Source organism: Pedobacter sp. GW460-11-11-14-TSB4, from assembly GCF_059423705.1.
The window spans coordinates 23,441-41,748 of sequence record NZ_JBWKYI010000015.1 but is presented as its reverse complement, the minus strand read 5'-3'; the positions used below and the strand labels follow the sequence as shown (position 1 = coordinate 41,748).

The following is an 18,308-nucleotide window of genomic DNA, read 5'->3' as shown; positions in this document are numbered from 1 at the left end:
TCTCTCTGCCTATAAAAATTTATTTTATGCATTTACATTTTGATAAAGAACAATTTAACTATAAAACGTTAAAACAATCTCCATTCAACTTTCTTACCTTAAAACATTTTTATATATTTGCCCAATCCTTCTTCAATGCAAAAGAAAACACTTCTTGACGGACAAAAAATTCAGATTACAATTAAGAGGCTCTGCCATCAATTAATTGAAAACCACGACGATTTCGCGAATACCGTTTTAATTGGCATCCAGCCACGGGGTATTTTTCTGGCAGATCGCATACATCAGGATCTTCAGCTTATCCTTAAAAACAAGAAAATTTTAAAGGGAAACCTTGATATTACTTTCTTTAGGGATGATTTCCGCCGTAAAGACGGACTGGTTACTGCGAGCAGCAACTCGATCGATTTTATCATCGAAGGCAAAAAAGTAATCTTAATTGACGACGTACTTTGGACTGGCAGAACCATTAGGGCCGCACTTGATGCCCTGCTTGCTTATGGCCGCCCGGAGAAAGTGGAACTTTTGGTTTTAATAGACCGCAGGTTTAGCAGACATTTACCTATTGAACCCGATTACATTGGGCATCAGGTAGATAGCTTAAACTCACAACAGGTAAAAGTAACCTGGGCGAGTGAAGGAAGTGAAGACAAAGTGATTTTAATATCGGAACCGCCCTTGCCAAAATGAGCGTAGACACCTTCCAGAATAATTATTTTGGCATGGAAGCTCTATCTGACAATTTAAACGATATAATAAACAGATAAAAATAATAAATAAAAATGGCAGCAGAAAAACTATCAACCCGACATCTTTTAGGCATTAAAGATATTAACCGGAATGATATCGAATTGATTTTCGAAACTGCAGATAATTTCAAGGAAGTGATTAACAGACCGATAAAAAAGGTTCCTTCACTTCGTGATATTACGATTGCCAATATCTTTTTCGAAAACTCTACCCGTACCAAACTTTCATTCGAACTTGCCGAAAAAAGGCTTTCGGCCGATGTGGTTAATTTTGCGGCCTCATCTTCATCAGTAAGCAAGGGCGAAACCCTGATCGATACCGTAAACAACATCTTATCGATGAAAGTGGATATGGTGGTAATGCGTCATCCTTATGCTGGTGCTGGTCAGTTTTTAAGTAAACATGTAAAGGCCCAGATTGTAAATGCCGGAGATGGTGCCCACGAGCACCCGACACAGGCCTTACTTGATGCCTTCTCTATCCGCCAGAAACTGGGCGATGTAGCGGGCAAAAAAGTAGTCATTGTAGGCGACATCCTGCACTCGCGTGTAGCCATTTCAAACATCCTTTGCCTGCAGCGTTTAGGCGCAGAGGTAATGGTTTGCGGGCCTACCACTTTAATCCCAAAACACATCCACCAACTTGGAGTAAAGGTTGAGCATAACCTAATTAAAGCCCTGAACTGGTGCGATGTAGCCAACATGCTACGCATCCAGCTGGAGCGTCAGGACATTAAATATTTCCCATCTTTAAGGGAATATGCCATGATGTACGGCTTAAACAAACAGATCTTAGATAACCTCGATAAAGAAATCATTGTCATGCACCCAGGCCCCATAAACAGAGGCGTGGAGATTACCAGTGATGTAGCCGACAGCAAACAATCAATCATTCTTGAACAGGTAGAAAACGGAGTGGCCGTGAGGATGGCGGTGCTGTATCTATTGGCAAGTCAGGGGTAGGTTAGTTTGGAGTTCTTAGTCTTGAGTCCGAAGTCATTAGTCTGGAGTCGGAAGTCCTAAGTTCAGAGTAATCAGCTGCATTGGTTGATGGTTTGATATAGTTCAAGATTTCATAGTGAAATATGGCAATTTAACAATCCCCAACAATTTAACAATTACTACAATACAGTTAACCAATTTAAACAATTAACCAGTTAACCAAGAAGAGCAATCTCACACTAGGCGGTCAATCTACCAATTACTAATGACCAATGAACCTAACTTTTCCACATTCGTTCAGCCCTTAATACCAAACCAAAAATCCTGTCGTTAATTTGTGTTATTAACAGATGTTAATTACTTCTGTTGATAAGCTTTGATACTATTTCTAATTTAGTACCAACCATATTTGAAACCAATGCAGAAAAAATACCTACTAATTCCGCTAATTTTAGCAGGAAGTTTTAGCACCTACGCTCAGGTTAGCGCTGTGCAAAACCTCAACAAAAACTATCAAACGGGCTTAGAATTATTAGACAAAGAAAAATACACTGCAGCTGCGCAACAGTTTAAACTTGTTGAGCTGCAACGTTATAAACCTTCTACCCAAACGGAGAGCAACGCTGAATTATCTTTACTGAAAGAGAATGCCAAATTTTATGCCGCCGTTTGTGCGCTGGAGTTAACCAACAGCGATGCCGAAAGTTTGTTTCAGGCATTTATACGCGATTATCCGTTAAACCCGAACACCAAACTGGCTTATTTCTACGTTGGAAAAACTTATTTCAACCAGAAAAACTATAAAAAAGCTTTAGAATGGTTCGAAAAAACAGATCCTTCTACCCTTTCGGGCAAACAAAGAAACGAATACCAGTTTAAACAAGGTTACGCTTATTTCGAACTTAAAGATTACGACAAGGCAGAACCTTTATTCGAAAAAGTTAAAAAAGAAGAAGGCGATTTTCAGGAAAGTGCCACCTACTACTTTGCTTATATCAATTACTTAAATAAAGAGTATAAAACGGCATTGGCCAACTTCGAAAAGTTAAAAGGCTCTCCTACTTACGAGGCCAGTTATCCATACTACATCACTTCGATGTACTATCTTGACGAGCGTTACGATGATGTAATCAGCTATGCTTTGGCAGCTATTCAAAAAACCAAGCAGCAGTTCGAACCAGAAATGCTGAGTTTGGTTGCCGCATCTTATTTTGCAAAATCGGAATTTAAAAATGCTGAAAAGTATTTCGCCGAATATTACGCAAAAGATAAAAGCGAAACCAAGAATAACCTCTTCATTTACCAATACGGATATTCTTTGTTCCAGAATAAAAAGTACAAAGAATCGGTTGCCGTTTTAGAAAAACTAAATACCGATGATGTTTACCTTCAAAATGGTATGCATACTTTGGGTAAAGCCTTTATTCAATTGGGCGATAAACCAAAAGCGCAGAGTGCTTTTTTCAGGGCATCGCGTTTAAGTTTTGACAAAGGGATACAGGAAGAAGCCTGGTTAAATTATGCCAAATTAAGTTACGAATTAGAATTCCACCAACAGGCTTTAGAGGCCACGCAGGGTTTCTTAAAAACTTTCCCAAAATCGCGTAAAATAAACGAAGCGAAAACTTTATTAGGCGAGGTTTTATTAACCACCAAAAACTATCAGGCAGCTGTAGATATTTTAGAACCCATTCCGGATAAAAACCTTGAAGCGAAAGAAGCTTACCAGAAGGTAACCTATTTCCGCGGATTAGAGTTTTATAACGAAAGGGCTTTCCCTAATGCATTATCAATGTTTTTACGTTCTGAGAAGTTCCCAGAAGACAATGAAATTAATGCTTTAAACACCTACTGGAAAGCTGAATCGATGTACGAGCTGCGTAAGTTTGGCGAAGCGGTTACCACCTTCGAGAAATTCCTGAAGATGCCCGATGCCGATAAAACCGGTGTTTATAATTTCGCGAATTATGCCCTGGCATATGCGGCTTTCGAAGATGAGAAATACAGCAAGGCTGCCAATTATTTCGAAAAATTCCTGACTGGTAATGATAAAGACCAAAAAACCATTGATGATGCCACCATTCGTTTAGCCGATTCTTATTTCGTAAACAAAAACTATGGCGATGCAATGGCTAATTATAACAAAATCATCAGCCGCAACACCACATCAGAAGATTATGCCACTTTCCAGAAAGGAATGATCCAGGGGCTGGAAAACCAGTACGATGCAAAAATTGCAACCATGCAGAGTTTATTAAAGGCTTTTCCAAACTCAAACTATGCAGATGATGCCGGCTTCGAAACGGCTTATACCTATTTCAACAAAGGCGATTTTGATAAATCTAAATCAGATCTGGTAGAATTGGTTGCTAAATATCCGCGCAGTAGTTATGTAGCAAAAGCTTTGGTTACCATTGGTTTGGTACAATATAACCAGGATCAGGATGATGCTGCTTTAGAATCGTTCAAAAAGGTAATCCGTGATTATCCAACTGCCGACGAAGCTAAACAGGCCATGGAATCGATCAAGAACATCTATGTAGACCGTGGCGATGCGAATGGTTTTATTGCTTATGCCGCTACCACCCCACTTGGAAATTACTCCGGTTCAGAACAGGATAACATCGTTTTTGCCGCAGCCAATAATACTTATTTAAAGGGCGATGCCAACGGTGCATTCCAGGCTGTAAATGCTTATTTTGATAAATTCCCTAAAGCCAACCACGAAAAAGAAGCCAAATTTATCAGGGCAGAATCGCTGGTTAAATTAGGTCGTCCGGATGAAGCCATTCCAGATTACGAGTTTATCTTAAACGACTGGACAAGCGATTATACCGAGCGTTCTTTGGTGAGCATCTCTCAGCTTTTCTTAAACCAAAAGAAATATAACGAGGCGATTGTTTACCTGAAAAGATTAGAAACTACAACCGATTACAAATCGCACTATAGTTTTGCCATCAACAATTTGTTAAAGGCTTACACGGCCTTAAACATGCCTGATGACATGCTTAAATATGCACAATTGACCAAAGAATCGGAAAAAGCTTCAGAAGAAGAAAAAAACAGTTCGAGTTTATACTCTGGTAAAGCTTACTTGTTAAAAGGTGATACCACCACAGCCATTAAAGAATTTAAAAATGTAGTGGCCAAAACAAAAACCATTGCTGCAGCAGAAGCCAAATACAATCTGGCTTTATTGGAATACAACAAAGGTGATTTCAAAACCTCATCTAAAACCTGTTTCGATCTGGTTAACAACATGGCTGCTTACGATTACTGGGTAGCGAAGGCATTTATCCTTTTATCTGATAATTATGTAGCCCTGAAAGACAATTTACAGGCAAAAAGTACACTTCTCAGTATAATTGATAATTACGAAGGCAAGGATGATATCATCCCTACGGCCAAAGAAAAACTAGAAAAACTAAACCAGAAGAAGTAGCATTATGAAATCGATTAAATATATATATAGTTCACTGTTTTTTTTAGCTGCTGGATTAATGACTGCTCAGGCGCAGGATAAAAAAACTGAGGAAAAAGGGGTGGTAAACGAAGAGATTGAAGTAGTGCGCCCGTACAAACCAATTTTGGCCGAGGCTGTAAAGCTAAGAAGAAGTCCGAATCTGGATGATGTTAAAACTTACAAAGCAAAATTGAACTACAGCATTTTGGATAGAAAGCTGGAGTTGAACAGTGATATCCAGAAGTTACAGGCACAGGCCTTAGCCGAAGAAAAAGAAAGCATTTTAGTAAATAATTATGTAAAAGGTGCGTTCGGATCGCTGGCTACACTTTTAGGCGAAGCTTATTTTAATACCGGTAAAGATGAAGGTTTACAGGTTGGCGGATACTTTAAACATTTTAGTCAGGAAGGAAAGCTGAATAAACAAAACAGCAGCAATCAACAGTTAAGCATTTTTGGCCGTAGTATCTTAGAACAAAATACCGTGAGTGGCCGCATCAATTTTGAGCGCAATGGTACTTACTTTTATGGCATAGATGATACCAGGCCTACGCTAAATCCTAACCCTGATAAACAAGCTTTAACCACCATTGAACTGGAAGGCGAACTGGTAAAAAACTTTACCGAAGATGAAGATGCCTTTAGTTATGCATTAAAAGCCAATGCTTATATCTGGAATGATAAATTCAGCGCTAAAGAAAACTACCTGAGCTTAAACGGTTATGTAAATAAACGCATTAATTCGTTAAACTTAGGCTTAGCCGCCTCAACCGAATTTGGTAACAGCAAAGATGCTTTAACCAGTGTTGGTAATAACCTCCTGCGTTTAAATCCATACATCCGTTTACAGGTTAAAGGTGCTAAAATTACTGCAGGGATTAATTTCGTACAGGAATTTGGTGCATTCAGCAGCTCTAAAATCTTCCCTGCCGTTACGGCCGATTTCACTTTAATTCCTGATTATCTACAGGTTTTTGGAGAAGTTAAAGGTGATGTCAACAGAAACTCCCTAAAAGGCTTTACGGATGAAAACCCCTGGTTAAACAGCAATATCGTGGTGAGAAACACGGTTGAAAAGTTAAGTTTCAGTGCTGGTATTAAAGGTACCGGTGGACCGGGTTTTGGTTACAAAGCACGGGTATATGTAAAACAGTTTGATGATATGCCTTTGTTCATCAACAACTTTACTGATTTTAACAAATTTGATGTAATATATGATTTCGGCAAAACGAAATTAACAGGTTTAGAAGGTGAAATTTCTGTTCAGGTAAGCGATGCCTTAAAATGGACAGGTAAATTAAACATCGACGATTGGAAGCCTGCTGCCGAGACTTATTCGTGGTTTAAACCAGGTTTAAAAGTAAGTTCGAACTTTGTTTATACCTACAATAAAAAACTAAGCTTTAACGCAGGTGTGGTTATCCAGGACGATATTAAAGCAAAAGTAAACATTTCTAATCCGGTTAATCCTGCACAATATGTGGTGCCAAATCCATTAATAGAGGAAATTAAAACAGTGAAGGGTTATGTTGATTTAGGCCTTGGTGCTGATTACCGCATCAACAAAAAATTCTCTGTTTTTGCCAAAGCAAACAATATCTTAAATACCAACTACAGCAGATATTTGTATTATCAGGCAAACGGATTTAATATTTTTGGTGGTTTGACTTACTCCTTTTAAGAAATAAAATTTATTTTTAATGCGTTATACGCCTTTAAGTTAAACTTAAAGGCGTATTTTGTTTATCATTAAATAGAAACATAGCGAACCTCAAAAAAACCTGGCATGAAACAAATATTCACAACCATCTTAACTATTTTGGCCTTGACTTCTTACGGTCAGGATAAAAACAACTATACTCATTTTAATAAATTAACAGAAGTTGAAGGGACAGATTATGTGATTGCAAGCGTTGAAAATTGGGGAAAAGTAGCTGATGCCAAAAACAAATACCTGTTGTTCATTAATACTAAAAACGGACAAAGCAAACAGGTAGATTTCCCGGCTGATGGTTATTTCGAAAAAATTGAACAGGTGAAGATTGATAACCTAGGGATTAACCACATTATTATTTCTGCTCAAACGATCGACCTTGACGAAAAAAAGGGAATTGACTGGAACGACCCGAAACAGATTATCATCTTATCTCCCGACGGACAAAAAAGAACACAGTTAACAGATAATAAACTCTTCGTAAGAACCTGGGTTGTGAATAAACAAACAGGAACGATGGTTGTAACAGGACACACTGACACCAACAACAATAACAAGTACGACAAAACTGATAAAAGCGAAATTTTAATTTACGACTTAAAAACGCTGAAACTGGTCAGTAAAATTTGAGAAAAATTGACGTATAATTAAAGCTTTTCGATTAACCACATCTTTAATATCTACCCCCTATCAAATCGTTTTTTTTGTTAGGGGCTTCCTCATAATTTTTATAGAAACGCTGAAAGAGATCATATTTCTATTCAGAATATTTCGTATTATTACATACGGCTTTAAATCAAAAGCCTAATCATCCCCAGAATTATTTCATGTTTAACTAAATTAAAAAAGCTTATGTTGAGCTCAGAAACCGGCTATGCAAAAAATTCGGCCAATTTGAAAGATTTAATTATTAGGTTAAAAACCTTGGGAACTGATTACCAACCACCAAAAGCCATGTATGAAATAAAGGCATTAGAACTGTTATCAAAAAATGCCGACGATGCCATGCGGGTGGTGAACCAACTGCTGCCAGTTTACAGCAAAGCCGTTGATGAGCAGGAACTCATTTTTAAACCCTTAAATAAGCTAATTACCAGAAGCTATAATTATTTAAAGGCGGCGATAGCTAATCCTGCAGCACTACAAACCGCCAAAACGATTGCTGATCATTTGAGGGGTCAGGTAAGAAAAAAAGTTTTGAGTACAGGTGATTCTTCTACTCCCACCCGAACACGCCTCTCTTACGACAGTAAAGTCGAAAATTTAAAACAATATATTGAGGTTTTAATTACCAGCCACGTTTATGAGCCAAAAGAAACAGTTATCAGTATTAAATCTTTACAGACATTGCTTAGCGCAATGGAAAGTAGCATTACATCGGTAGCTGTAGCTAAAACTCCTTTAGACGATGCCCGAAAAAAACGACACACCATTTTTTATGCAGCCCAGATTGGTTTGGTAGAAACGGTATTTGGGGTTAAAAATTATATTAAGGCATCATTAAGTACTGATCATCCGGAACGTAAACATATTTTAGCATTAACATTTAGAAAAATGCCTTAGTCAATATAGCTGTCCAAAATGATTATCTCTTTTAATTTTTTTAATAGGTTATCTGAATAAAGATGGCCTATTTTTTTTGAACTGGTAATTAATTATACAGTGATAAGCATAAAAATTATATCTTTCAATTTTCAACTGATCAAATATGTTAAACCGATTATTAGTATTTGCATTTATCTCAATTGTTTTTTCAGCTTGCGTGCAGAAAGACATAAAACAGTTTGTAACAGAAAACCGGGTGGATATCAAAACCATATCGCCAGATTCGACTAATTTTTCTGAATTGGAAGCTATTGGCCAGGCAATTGGTGATTCGAGAGTAGTCATGATGGGCGAACAAGATCATGGCGACTCACCAGCTTTTTTAGCGAAAACAAGATTGATTAAATATCTTCACGAAAAGAAAGGATTCAATGTTTTGGCCTTTGAGAGTGACTTTTTTGCATTGAATGAGGGCTGGGATCGGCTGGAAAAACAAAAGTCTAAAATTGATCCTTTCCTCTTAAATAATATTTTTAGTGTATGGACTAAGTGTAATTCCTGCGATGACCTTTTGTATCAATATGTACCAAAAACATTCAGAGATAAAAATCCACTTATCATATCTGGTTTCGATAATCAGGTACATGGGCTTTATAGCAAAGAAAAGCTGAAAACATTTCTTGATAATTATCTGAAAAGTAAAAAGATAAATTACACGAACACTGAAAAATATAAAGTAGATTTTCTTTCCTTTATCGACTCAATAACGTATAATAAAAATCTTCAAAAACAGCGAAATTTTAAGGAAGCATTACTCCAAATTAACCGCGAACTTTCGGTAACTGATACTACGACTTTTGAAACCATGTTACTTAAAAGCTTAAATGCTTTAACCAAAAGTGAGATTTCTTTTTTGAACAAGGGTGGTGATTATAACCAAATTAGAGATAAACAAATGGCTGAGAATTTAAAATGGCTCTTAAAATACAAGTTTCCAAAAGAAAAAATAATTGTCTGGGCGCATAATGCGCATATCCTCAAACATCCCGAACTCATAAAAAAATCGAAACGGCATACTGGAGATGAGATGAAAACGATGGGCAATTTTTTCACAGCAGATCCACAGCTTAATGAACAAACTTATATCTTAGGTTTTAACTCCAGAGTTGGAACCTCAGGTTTAGTTACCATCGAAAAAAAATATGCTGCAGAGCCACCAGCGAAAGACAGTTTCGAAACCTGGATTCCTGAAACTGTACCCTATTCTTTTGTAAACTTTAAGCAGTTTCGTGAAGAAAATCCAGGCAATAAAAAACATTTTCTGATGAAAGGTGTGTATCATTTTACTGATTCTGCATCGTGGACGGATATTTACGATGGCATTTTTTATATTCGGGAGATGTATCCTTGTGCCTTGGTGGTTAAATAAATTCTAAAAAACCGCTTTTTACGCCAATAGTTTCACAAAACAACATCATCAATTCCTTTAGAATACACCCCTATGAAAATATTTAATGTACAGCCCATCACAATAAATGAATACATCTACAATGATCAATATATAAAGGAAAGCAAAACATCTTACGATTATCAATCTGGCTTTGAAATTACCGGAGAAAAAATTGGAGAAACAAATACAATGTTCATCTCCTTTGAGATCCTTTACTGTGTAGAAACGGTTACAGATGATAAAGAAATTGTTAGCCCAACTGGCCCAAACACGTGGGATGTTAACGTTTCATTTTCAATTGGAGACGAGGTATTTATCTCTTACAAAAGTTCGTGTCAGTTTAACTTTGAAAGTGAAGGTTTTGATGCAGATGTAACCTCATTAACTCATTTTTTAACCGATTATCAGGCGCATACCAGCTTATTTTTTAGTCAGTATGGATATAAGCCTTTGTTAGCAATTGAAGAAGAAACGCGTTTGCGCCACACCTTAACAGCCGACGCTAAACTTGCAATTGAAAACTTGCGCGAAAACAATATGTATGAGTTTTAAATCTGCTCGCTCCAACGCTAGAAATCGCTGGTAATTTACAATAACGCTTCTTTAATTTGCAACAAAGCACCTGAAGTTCACAACAACACTCCTGCAATTAGAAACAAAGCATATGCAGTTTACAATAAGGCTCCAGCATCGTAAAACAAGACTACTGCAATTGGCAACAAGACAACTTCAGTCTACAACAAGCCACATGCAGTATGCAACAAGGCTATGGCTTCAAGCCATTCCAACAATTAATTACTTATCCCACCATACCCTAGCTGTAAGTACATCGCCCCCCGCTATCCTGGCTATTGCATCTTTATAGTTTTGAGGATTGTTCAGTACCTCCGTCGATAGGTAAATCATCCGGCGTGGTATGGTACCATTGGTAACGTTGCCTTTGTAGCTAATCGGGGTAAGTTTAGGATAATCGCTCCTTTTCCAGTTTAACCAGGCTTCTATAAAATTAAAATTGGTGCCCGTAGCTACCCAGTATTGGGTGTTTATGGCGTTTAATGCACTTTGTGTACTGCTTTCATCAAGCGGATTCTGGTTAACAAATGTGGTAATTTTATTGGCATCAACCGCAGCGAGAGGATCTAACTGCGCAAGCGACTGTATAGCTCCCGTTAATCCGTTGGTATAATGTAGTTTAGCCGTGCCATTAATATTCCAACCCCTCACCTTAGCCTCGGCCAGTAAAAATTCAGTTTCTGCATAACTCAAAATAAAAATCGGTCCTCCCAGTTTAAGGTAAATGGTAGTCCGTGGTCTGGAGTATTTTCCGAGCGGGGCAAAATCGCTTCCGGTACCCGTGCCCCCCGGGTAGTTTGGCGAACGACTGATATCAGTTGTCCCACCCTGCAGATCATATCCATTAGGCATACCCACCTGAACTGCTGCGTCGGTATTTCCACTCAAATTCTGATCGGCATTTCTGGTCAGTCCGTCTTTTGGTACCTCACCAACGACTGCCAGCCTGGGGTCGTTGGTATTTTTTAACTGATCGATTAAGGTTTTACTCCAACGTACTTCCAGGTAATCAGAAAAGGTCCTCAAGGCCAGCGATGTTCCGTTCTGGCTGTTAAACGAGGAAGCGTCGGTTAAGAGGATTGCATTGTCATTTATACTGGTAAAGGTTTTATCAGCAGCTTTCTCTGCCCAAAGTTTTGCTTTCTCCGGATCTGCCTTGGTTAAACGCATCGCAATCCTGAGCATTAGCGAGTAGCCAAACTTTTTCCACTTGCTTATATCGCCTTTGTAAAAAAGATCGGCAGTAGGTCCGGGTTTTTCAGTATCCAGTTGTGCTGTAGCGGCCTCAAGATCATTCAGCATTTGGTTGTAAATATCTTCCTGGCGGTCGTAAACAGGATATTTAATCCCCTGCATCGCCTTAACGGCCTGCGTGTAGGGCACATCGCCATAGGTATCGGTAATCCGTTGCAAAATCAACACAAACATAATATCACCTATCGCAATCAGGTTTTGATAAGCTACCGGATCTTTCAATCTGGCCAGTCGCTGCATCTCCCTGATGTAGGAAGCATCAGTATAACCCTCGTCGAAAATGCGGCCCTGATAATCTGTGAAGCTACCTACATTAATATATTTATCGCCATTGTTGTAATAGTAATAAGTAGAAGACAATAACTGCATCATGGTGCTCTGGTAGAGCAGCTGATAATAACCCAGGTTGGCATATTTTAGCTGCGCCTGTGCCAGCAAACTGTTCGGATCGTAATTGTTTTCGGTAAGTTTGGTGGGGTCGGTATTAATCTCATCCAGCTTTGCTTTAGAACAACTGCCCATTAAAACCAGGAAGAACACACCAATGATATATAACTTGTTCTGGCTCATCCTTTATTTGAATTTAAAGTTAAAATTGATTCCAAAGCTACGTGTAGCCGGTAGCGAGGCGCCTTCTATCCCCGCGTAACCTAATGTTGGCGAAAACTGCGATTCAGGATCGATGTTTTTGGTGTATTTAAGCAGCGTAAACAGATTCCGGGCCACCAGATCGATCCCCACACTGCTAAATGGTGTTCTTTTCAAAAAACGCGGATCAAAAGCATAACCTAAAGTCGCTTGCCTCAGTTTGATAAAACTCCCGTTAAGCACCGATAAGGTAGAAATGTTGGTGGCCAGCTCGGGGTAATAAGCATAAGCCGGAACATTAATCGTGTTCTTTTGACCGTTTTCTAACACGCCTTCGGCAACAATACCGGTCGCCCTGCCCACTAAGGTCGCCTTGTTTAAACCCAGCACATAGCTATAATATTCAGTTGCCGAAAGAATTTTATTGCCGAAACGGTAATCAATCAGGAAGGAAAAGCTAAACCGTTTATAGTTAAAACTATTGGTTATGCCACCATATAAAGTAGGCATGGTACCGCCCATGGGGATAAAATTGCCTCGTTTAGGTATGCCATCCGATCCGATAATGATGTTTCCGCTGGGATCGCGCAGGTAATCGTAAGCCATAATCTGGGTAATTGGTTTCCCTACCACTAAGGCTGTATTGGCGTTTAAAGGCCTGTAGGTGCCTGTAAGGGTATAATTGCTATTGCCATCGATAGAGAGTAGTGTATTTTTCACCTTGGTGAGATTAAAATTAACCTGCCATTTGCTTGTTGTGGTCAGAATTGGTGTATAGCCAAGTGCAAGTTCTATTCCCGCATTGCGGGTTTCGCCCAGATTAACGTAGGCCGAGGTAAAACCGGTAGTTACAGACTGTTTTGCATTGATGATTTCGTTGTGGGTAATGCGATTGAAATAGGTAAAATCAATATCCAGCCGGCTGTTGAAAAACTTCAGATCGAGGCCTGCTTCTATTTCATTCAGGGTAAAGGGTTTTAAATTGTAGTTGGGCAGATCGCCTGAAAAGCCACCTACAGGCGTACCATTCACCTGATTATCTACAGTATAATAAATCTGTGTGGTATAGGGAACAATGGGTTCGCCGCTGGTTTTGGCAAAATCCAGGCGTAGTTTACCGAAATCCAGGCCTTTCCACTTCAAGAGGTCTGAAAAAATAAAACTGCCTGATATCCCCGGCACAAAAATACCGCGATTGTTGGCAGGCAAAGTAGAATAGATATCGTACCGCCCGGTAACCGAGAAATTAAGAAAACGCTGATAGCTTAGATCGGCCGTGTAATAAGCAGATTCCGTTACGATCTTTGAAATGGCCAGTGTTTTGGTGCTGGTAATCAGATTTTCGGGAACATATAAATAAGGGACTTTAAACTGTGAGCCTATTATCTTTTCGCTGTTGCCTTTTCTTTCGCGGTAATTGGCGCCCATAGAAAGTTCAAGATTCAGTTTATCGCTCAGGTTACGGCTGGCACTCAGCAGGATATCGCTATTCAGTTCCGAAGTACGATTCTGGTTATAAGCATTTATGCCACCCTGCCGGTTGATAGAAAAAGCAGTTCCAGTGGGTAAAATACTCACCACCTCATCTTTACTCGAATCGTAACCTATTCTTCCCTGAATGGATGCCCAACTGGCCAATTGATATTTCAGTACTGCCGAAGAGATATAACGGTTCCGATTGGCATAATCGGCTTGTTTGTTCATCAGGAAATAAGGATTGGTTTTGTATTCATCGGCGTTCCAACGGCTTTCGAAACCTGTTGCGGCATCAAAACCGGGTGCCAGAATAGACTGATCTAAACTGGTGGCCAGGGCAGAAATCCCGTAATTAGGGTTTAAGGGGCCATCGCTCAGGTAACTCTTGTTTTTATTCCATTCGTAAATATAATTACCCGTTAAGCTGAGCGATATTTTGGGACTTAAGGCCACTGTACCATAAAAATTTAACGTTTTACGGTTTAAAGACCCGTTTGTTAAAACAGAATTATAATCCATATTGGAAACCGATACACGATAATTGTTCTTTATATTTCCCCCAACCAGCGAAAGTGTATTGATAAATGCCGGAGCTGTGCGGTAAAAAGTCTGAATGTTATTTTTCACAGGAGAATAAGGCCGCATAGAACCATCTACCTGAGGGGTTAATTTGCCATCCATGATTTCTCCCCAGCTTAATAAACCGGTTGAAATGGCATTGTACAAATCCGCAGGGCGCTTGTTTTGAGCGCCTTGTCCATACAAATATTGAAAATCAGTTGAATTAACAGGAACATCGAAAGACAGGTTCGTATTGTATTCGAACTTCGCTTTGGTATCCTCTCCTCCGCTTTTCAGGTTAATGAGGATTACGCCATTTGCAGCCCTTGCACCATATAAAGCCGAAGCGGCCGATCCTTTTAATATGGTTATCGTTTCGATATCGTCTGGGTTGATATTGCTGATACCGTCGCCATAATCGGCGCCACCATATTCATTAGCACTGCCCCTAATGCTGTTATCGATGGGTACACCATTTACGATGAATAACGGAGAAGCGGCAGTCATGCTCGAAACACCCCTGATGAGCACCCGTGCCGCTGAGCCAGGACCACCATTTACGCCGGTAATGTTTAGTCCGGCAACCCTGCCCTGCAGTGCCATAATCAGGTTGCTTTCTCTTGCTTTGGTAATAGATGAGCCTTTAATGGTGGTAAGGGCATAACCCACCTTATGATTATCTTTTTCGATACCCAATGCGGTAATCACGACCTCTTTTAAAAAACGAACACTATCCCTATCCATTTTTCCTTCGGCGTTTTTTCTGATCACAATTAAATTATTGGGAAGCACCGAATAAGTGTACCCACTGCCAAGCAGGAGTTGATCGATTACTTTTATGGCCTCTTCTTCTTCAACTTTGATTGATACCCGATGTTTAGGGATTTTAGATTCGCCGTATGCGAAGTGGTAAAGGGTTTGCGTTTGTATGGCTGCTATTACCTGTTCAAAACTGGCTTCGGTAAAATTTAGGCTAACCTTGGTTTGTGCGTATACACCTAGCGGAAAAATCAATCCAATTAATAATATGATTCTCTGCGCACAATTCATGGCTACAAATATACATGGCTTAACGGTATGTGCTAACGATAGATATATACATTTTCGCCCTTTATCGAATAATTGAAGTTTTCGATCAGTTTTAGCACCTCTAAAGCTTCGGGGAGTGTTTCTTTATCTACATGGCCCGTAAATCTTACTGACTTAAGTTCAGGTTCTTTAAAGGTTATTTTGATGCCATACCAACGTTCAAATAGTTTGGCTACTTCATCAAAACTGTTGTTTTTATAAATGAGCTCGTGGTTTGTCCATGCGGTTTCTAATATACGGTCAGCTCCTGTACCATTAAAGTGAGTGAGCTGGCTCATACTTGCTTTACCACCTGCCAAAGTAAATTTATCGTTTGGCTTCAAGATAAAAGTTTGTGCAGTATTGTTTTTAAGGGAGATGGATACCTTCCCTCTGATTAAGGTGGTTTCGGTAAAAGCATCGTTCTGGTAAGCTTTAACATCAAATGCGGTACCCAGTACTTTTACAGCCAGCTGTTCTGTATGCACAATAAAAGGATGTTTAGGATCTTTTTTAACATCAAAAAATGCCTCACCAGATAAGTAAACGTCCCTCGTATCTGCCGTAAAATGTTCGGGATATTTTAAGCTGCTTCCTGAATTGATTTTTACAGTAGAGCCATCAGCCAGTACAAGGGTTTTCACCTCTGCGGCTTTAGTTAATACCTGTGTTAGGGGCAACTGATCTGTTTTATTGAAGAAAATGGTTTCTCTATTGTAAACCAATACGCCTGCAATAAAAATAGCCAGCACCGCAGCAATTTTAAACCAGATGCTGTAAGGTTTATTTTTGGTAAACGTTAAACCCGATTCAGCAGAAACTTTAATCTGGGTTTTGATCCGGTCAAAAACCAGGTCGATATTTTCATCTTCAACAGCTTCGGCATCAAAATAAGTTTGTAACCGTTCATACTCCGCCCTAAGCGAACTATTACCAGCTAAAATAGATTTCAGTTCAACAGATTCATCCGGTGAAATTTCACCGGCCAATTGTTTTCCAAGCAATTCTGTAAATCTTTGATCTGTCATTTTTTTCCGTCCTTTATTATATGTTCCTTTTTCCGTTAAAATTGCCTACAAAAAATATAAAAAAGATAACGTACCTGCTAAGATAATCAGGGAGATCAGTTTTCCCAGTTTTTTTTCATCAGCTCCCCTATCTTTCAATGGTTGTAATACCAAACGAAGTTTAGCAATGGCCCTGAACAATTGAGTCTGTACCGTCCGGGGTGAGATATTCAATAGCTCAGCCACTTCTTTGTACTTCATTCCGCTTTCTTTTATCAGCCTGAAAACAGTAGCCGCCTGTGGTGCTAAACCTGCAATGGCCTGGTCGAGCTGCTGATGCAGTTCCTTAGTTTCGAGAATATATTCTGGTGTATGGGTTGATACCGAAATATTATCCTTTTCATCAACTAAATCGATAAACGTAATCGCCGAATTTTTTTTAAGGTATTTAAGCGATTGATTTTTAACGGCGATAAAAAAATAACTTTCGGGATTTAATACATGGGTACTGCTGCTACGGTTTTCCCAGCATTTCACAAATACCTCGGCTACAAGATCTTCTGCAACCTGTTTATCCACCACATAATAAACGGAAAACTTAATTAACCGGCTATACAGAAAGCGGTACAGCTGCTCAAAAGATTTGATATCACTTTCGAGGCAAATCTTATTCCATAAAACGACTAGATCTGGCTTAGCTGCTTTCAACTTGGTTAGTTTAGTAAATCGAATGTAAAGTAATTAAAAAAAAATCATAAAAAAATTTTAAGCCTGTAGGCAGTTTGTCAAAAAAAAGGATTCTTGTTAATGGTGTTCTACCTTATACACTAACCATTTTATAGAACTTTTGATGCAGAAAACAATAAATAACGAGCAATATGTGCTTGGAATCGATATCGGGGGCTCACATATTACTGCTGCCTTACTCGATATGCAACAGCGCAATATCCTTAAAAACACTTATACCCGCGAGCGGGTCGACTCGCATGCATCGGCAGAGCAGATCATCCAAACCTGGTGTAATGCCATTAGCACAGCCTACAAAAAAGCGGGAGTAGAAATTGGCCGCTTAGGCATTGCCATGCCCGGGCCTTTCGATTATGAAAACGGCATCTCCTATATCGCTGGCAACGATAAGTACGCCGCCTTTTATGGATTAAACGTAAAGGACCTGCTGGCTGGTGAATTGCAGATCAACCGCGATCAGATTTTGATGAGTAACGATGCCTCTTGTTTTTTAGCCGGAGAAGTATTTGCAGGCGAAGCCCGTGCCTACCAAAACCTGATTGGCATTACATTGGGTACCGGATTGGGGAGTGCCATATGTGTGGAAGGAAAAATTACAGATGCCAATCTGTGGTGCTCGCCTTTTTTGAATGGTGTAGCAGAAGATTACCTTTCTACCCGATGGTTTTTGAAACGTTATTACGAACTTACAGGATTAAACATCCTGAATGTTCGCGAGCTGACCTTGCTTTATGATGAGAACCCGACGGTACGGAAAATATTTACGGAATTTGGCCATCACCTTGGTCTTTTCCTCAAAAAATTTCAACAGGATTATGCTGCGGAAGCGATTGTAATTGGCGGTAACATTGCCAATGCTTCCGGCCGTTTTGTACCAAATGTGATTAAATACCTCGAATCGCAGGGCATCACCACACCTATCCACATCTCCAGGCTAAATGAAGATGCCGCGCTGGTTGGTGCCGCAGGTTGTTGGGCAGTTGGCCTTGCTAAGATAAACGAAAGAATCTGATTTTGGATGATTGAGCTTGAAGCATCGCCATTGCTAAACCAATTTTTCATCGGCTGAAGCCTGCCTGCTACAGGCAATCTTTATAGCACGAATGATAACCTATGTTCTAATCTATGTTTTCACTGTTTCCGTGGCTGCAAAAAAAAATAAAAATAATTC

13 protein-coding genes are annotated in these 18,308 nt (G+C 39.3%); 9 read left to right on the top strand and 4 right to left on the bottom strand.

Going from position 1 to position 18,308, the window contains the following annotated elements; genetic code table 11:
- The first annotated feature begins 135 nt into the window (after positions 1-135).
- The 8 genes from pyrR to AC07YT_RS15375 all read left to right on the top strand — a co-directional run bounded on the left by pyrR (position 136) and on the right by AC07YT_RS15375 (position 10,415).
- Positions 136-690, top strand: a complete 555-nt coding sequence (gene pyrR, locus AC07YT_RS15410) for a bifunctional pyr operon transcriptional regulator/uracil phosphoribosyltransferase PyrR (RefSeq protein ID WP_086547373.1) — start codon at positions 136-138, stop codon at positions 688-690.
- A gap of 92 nt (positions 691-782) precedes the next feature.
- Entirely contained in the window at positions 783-1,712 is a 930-nt protein-coding gene (locus tag AC07YT_RS15405; protein WP_029279355.1) for an aspartate carbamoyltransferase catalytic subunit, read from the top strand.
- 397 nt (positions 1,713-2,109) lie between these two features.
- On the top strand, positions 2,110-5,133 hold the full coding sequence (locus AC07YT_RS15400; RefSeq protein ID WP_086547375.1) for a tetratricopeptide repeat protein: 3,024 nt from the start codon (positions 2,110-2,112) through the stop codon (positions 5,131-5,133).
- Between the two features lie 4 nt (positions 5,134-5,137).
- Positions 5,138-6,835, top strand: coding sequence for a porin family protein (locus AC07YT_RS15395; protein ID WP_086547376.1), 1,698 nt, complete (start codon positions 5,138-5,140; stop codon positions 6,833-6,835).
- Positions 6,836-6,940: 105 nt separating this feature from the next.
- Complete coding sequence (locus AC07YT_RS15390) at positions 6,941-7,498, top strand: hypothetical protein (RefSeq protein WP_086547377.1); 558 nt, start codon at positions 6,941-6,943, stop codon at positions 7,496-7,498.
- A 222-nt stretch (positions 7,499-7,720) separates the two neighbouring features.
- Positions 7,721-8,431, top strand: a complete 711-nt coding sequence (locus tag AC07YT_RS15385; RefSeq protein WP_086547378.1) for a hypothetical protein — start codon at positions 7,721-7,723, stop codon at positions 8,429-8,431.
- 199 nt (positions 8,432-8,630) lie between these two features.
- Positions 8,631-9,842, top strand: a complete 1,212-nt coding sequence (locus AC07YT_RS15380) for an erythromycin esterase family protein (RefSeq protein ID WP_494945395.1) — start codon at positions 8,631-8,633, stop codon at positions 9,840-9,842.
- 72 nt (positions 9,843-9,914) lie between these two features.
- Positions 9,915-10,415: a hypothetical protein gene (locus tag AC07YT_RS15375; RefSeq protein WP_086547380.1), complete on the top strand. Its 501-nt coding sequence runs from the start codon at positions 9,915-9,917 to the stop codon at positions 10,413-10,415.
- 243 nt (positions 10,416-10,658) lie between these two features.
- On the opposite strand, the gene AC07YT_RS15370 is transcribed toward AC07YT_RS15375, so the two are convergent.
- Genes AC07YT_RS15370 through AC07YT_RS15355 form a run of 4 tightly spaced genes read right to left on the bottom strand, consistent with a single transcriptional unit; the run spans position 10,659 to position 17,098 of the window.
- On the bottom strand, positions 10,659-12,260 hold the full coding sequence (locus AC07YT_RS15370; protein WP_086547381.1) for a SusD/RagB family nutrient-binding outer membrane lipoprotein: 1,602 nt from the start codon (positions 12,258-12,260) through the stop codon (positions 10,659-10,661).
- A 3-nt stretch (positions 12,261-12,263) separates the two neighbouring features.
- Positions 12,264-15,365, bottom strand: coding sequence for a SusC/RagA family TonB-linked outer membrane protein (locus AC07YT_RS15365; RefSeq protein ID WP_086547382.1), 3,102 nt, complete (start codon positions 15,363-15,365; stop codon positions 12,264-12,266).
- Positions 15,366-15,397: 32 nt separating this feature from the next.
- A complete protein-coding gene (locus AC07YT_RS15360) occupies positions 15,398-16,411 on the bottom strand; it encodes a FecR domain-containing protein (RefSeq protein WP_086547383.1) in 1,014 nt (337 codons plus the stop codon).
- A gap of 45 nt (positions 16,412-16,456) precedes the next feature.
- The gene (locus AC07YT_RS15355; RefSeq protein ID WP_494945394.1) at positions 16,457-17,098 is read right to left on the bottom strand and encodes an RNA polymerase sigma-70 factor; all 642 of its coding nucleotides are present in this window, start codon (positions 17,096-17,098) and stop codon (positions 16,457-16,459) included.
- Between the two features lie 142 nt (positions 17,099-17,240).
- Here AC07YT_RS15355 and AC07YT_RS15350 point away from each other — a divergent pair, with 142 nt between their 5' ends.
- On the top strand, positions 17,241-18,149 hold the full coding sequence (locus tag AC07YT_RS15350; protein WP_086547385.1) for an ROK family protein: 909 nt from the start codon (positions 17,241-17,243) through the stop codon (positions 18,147-18,149).
- Positions 18,150-18,308 lie beyond the last annotated feature (159 nt).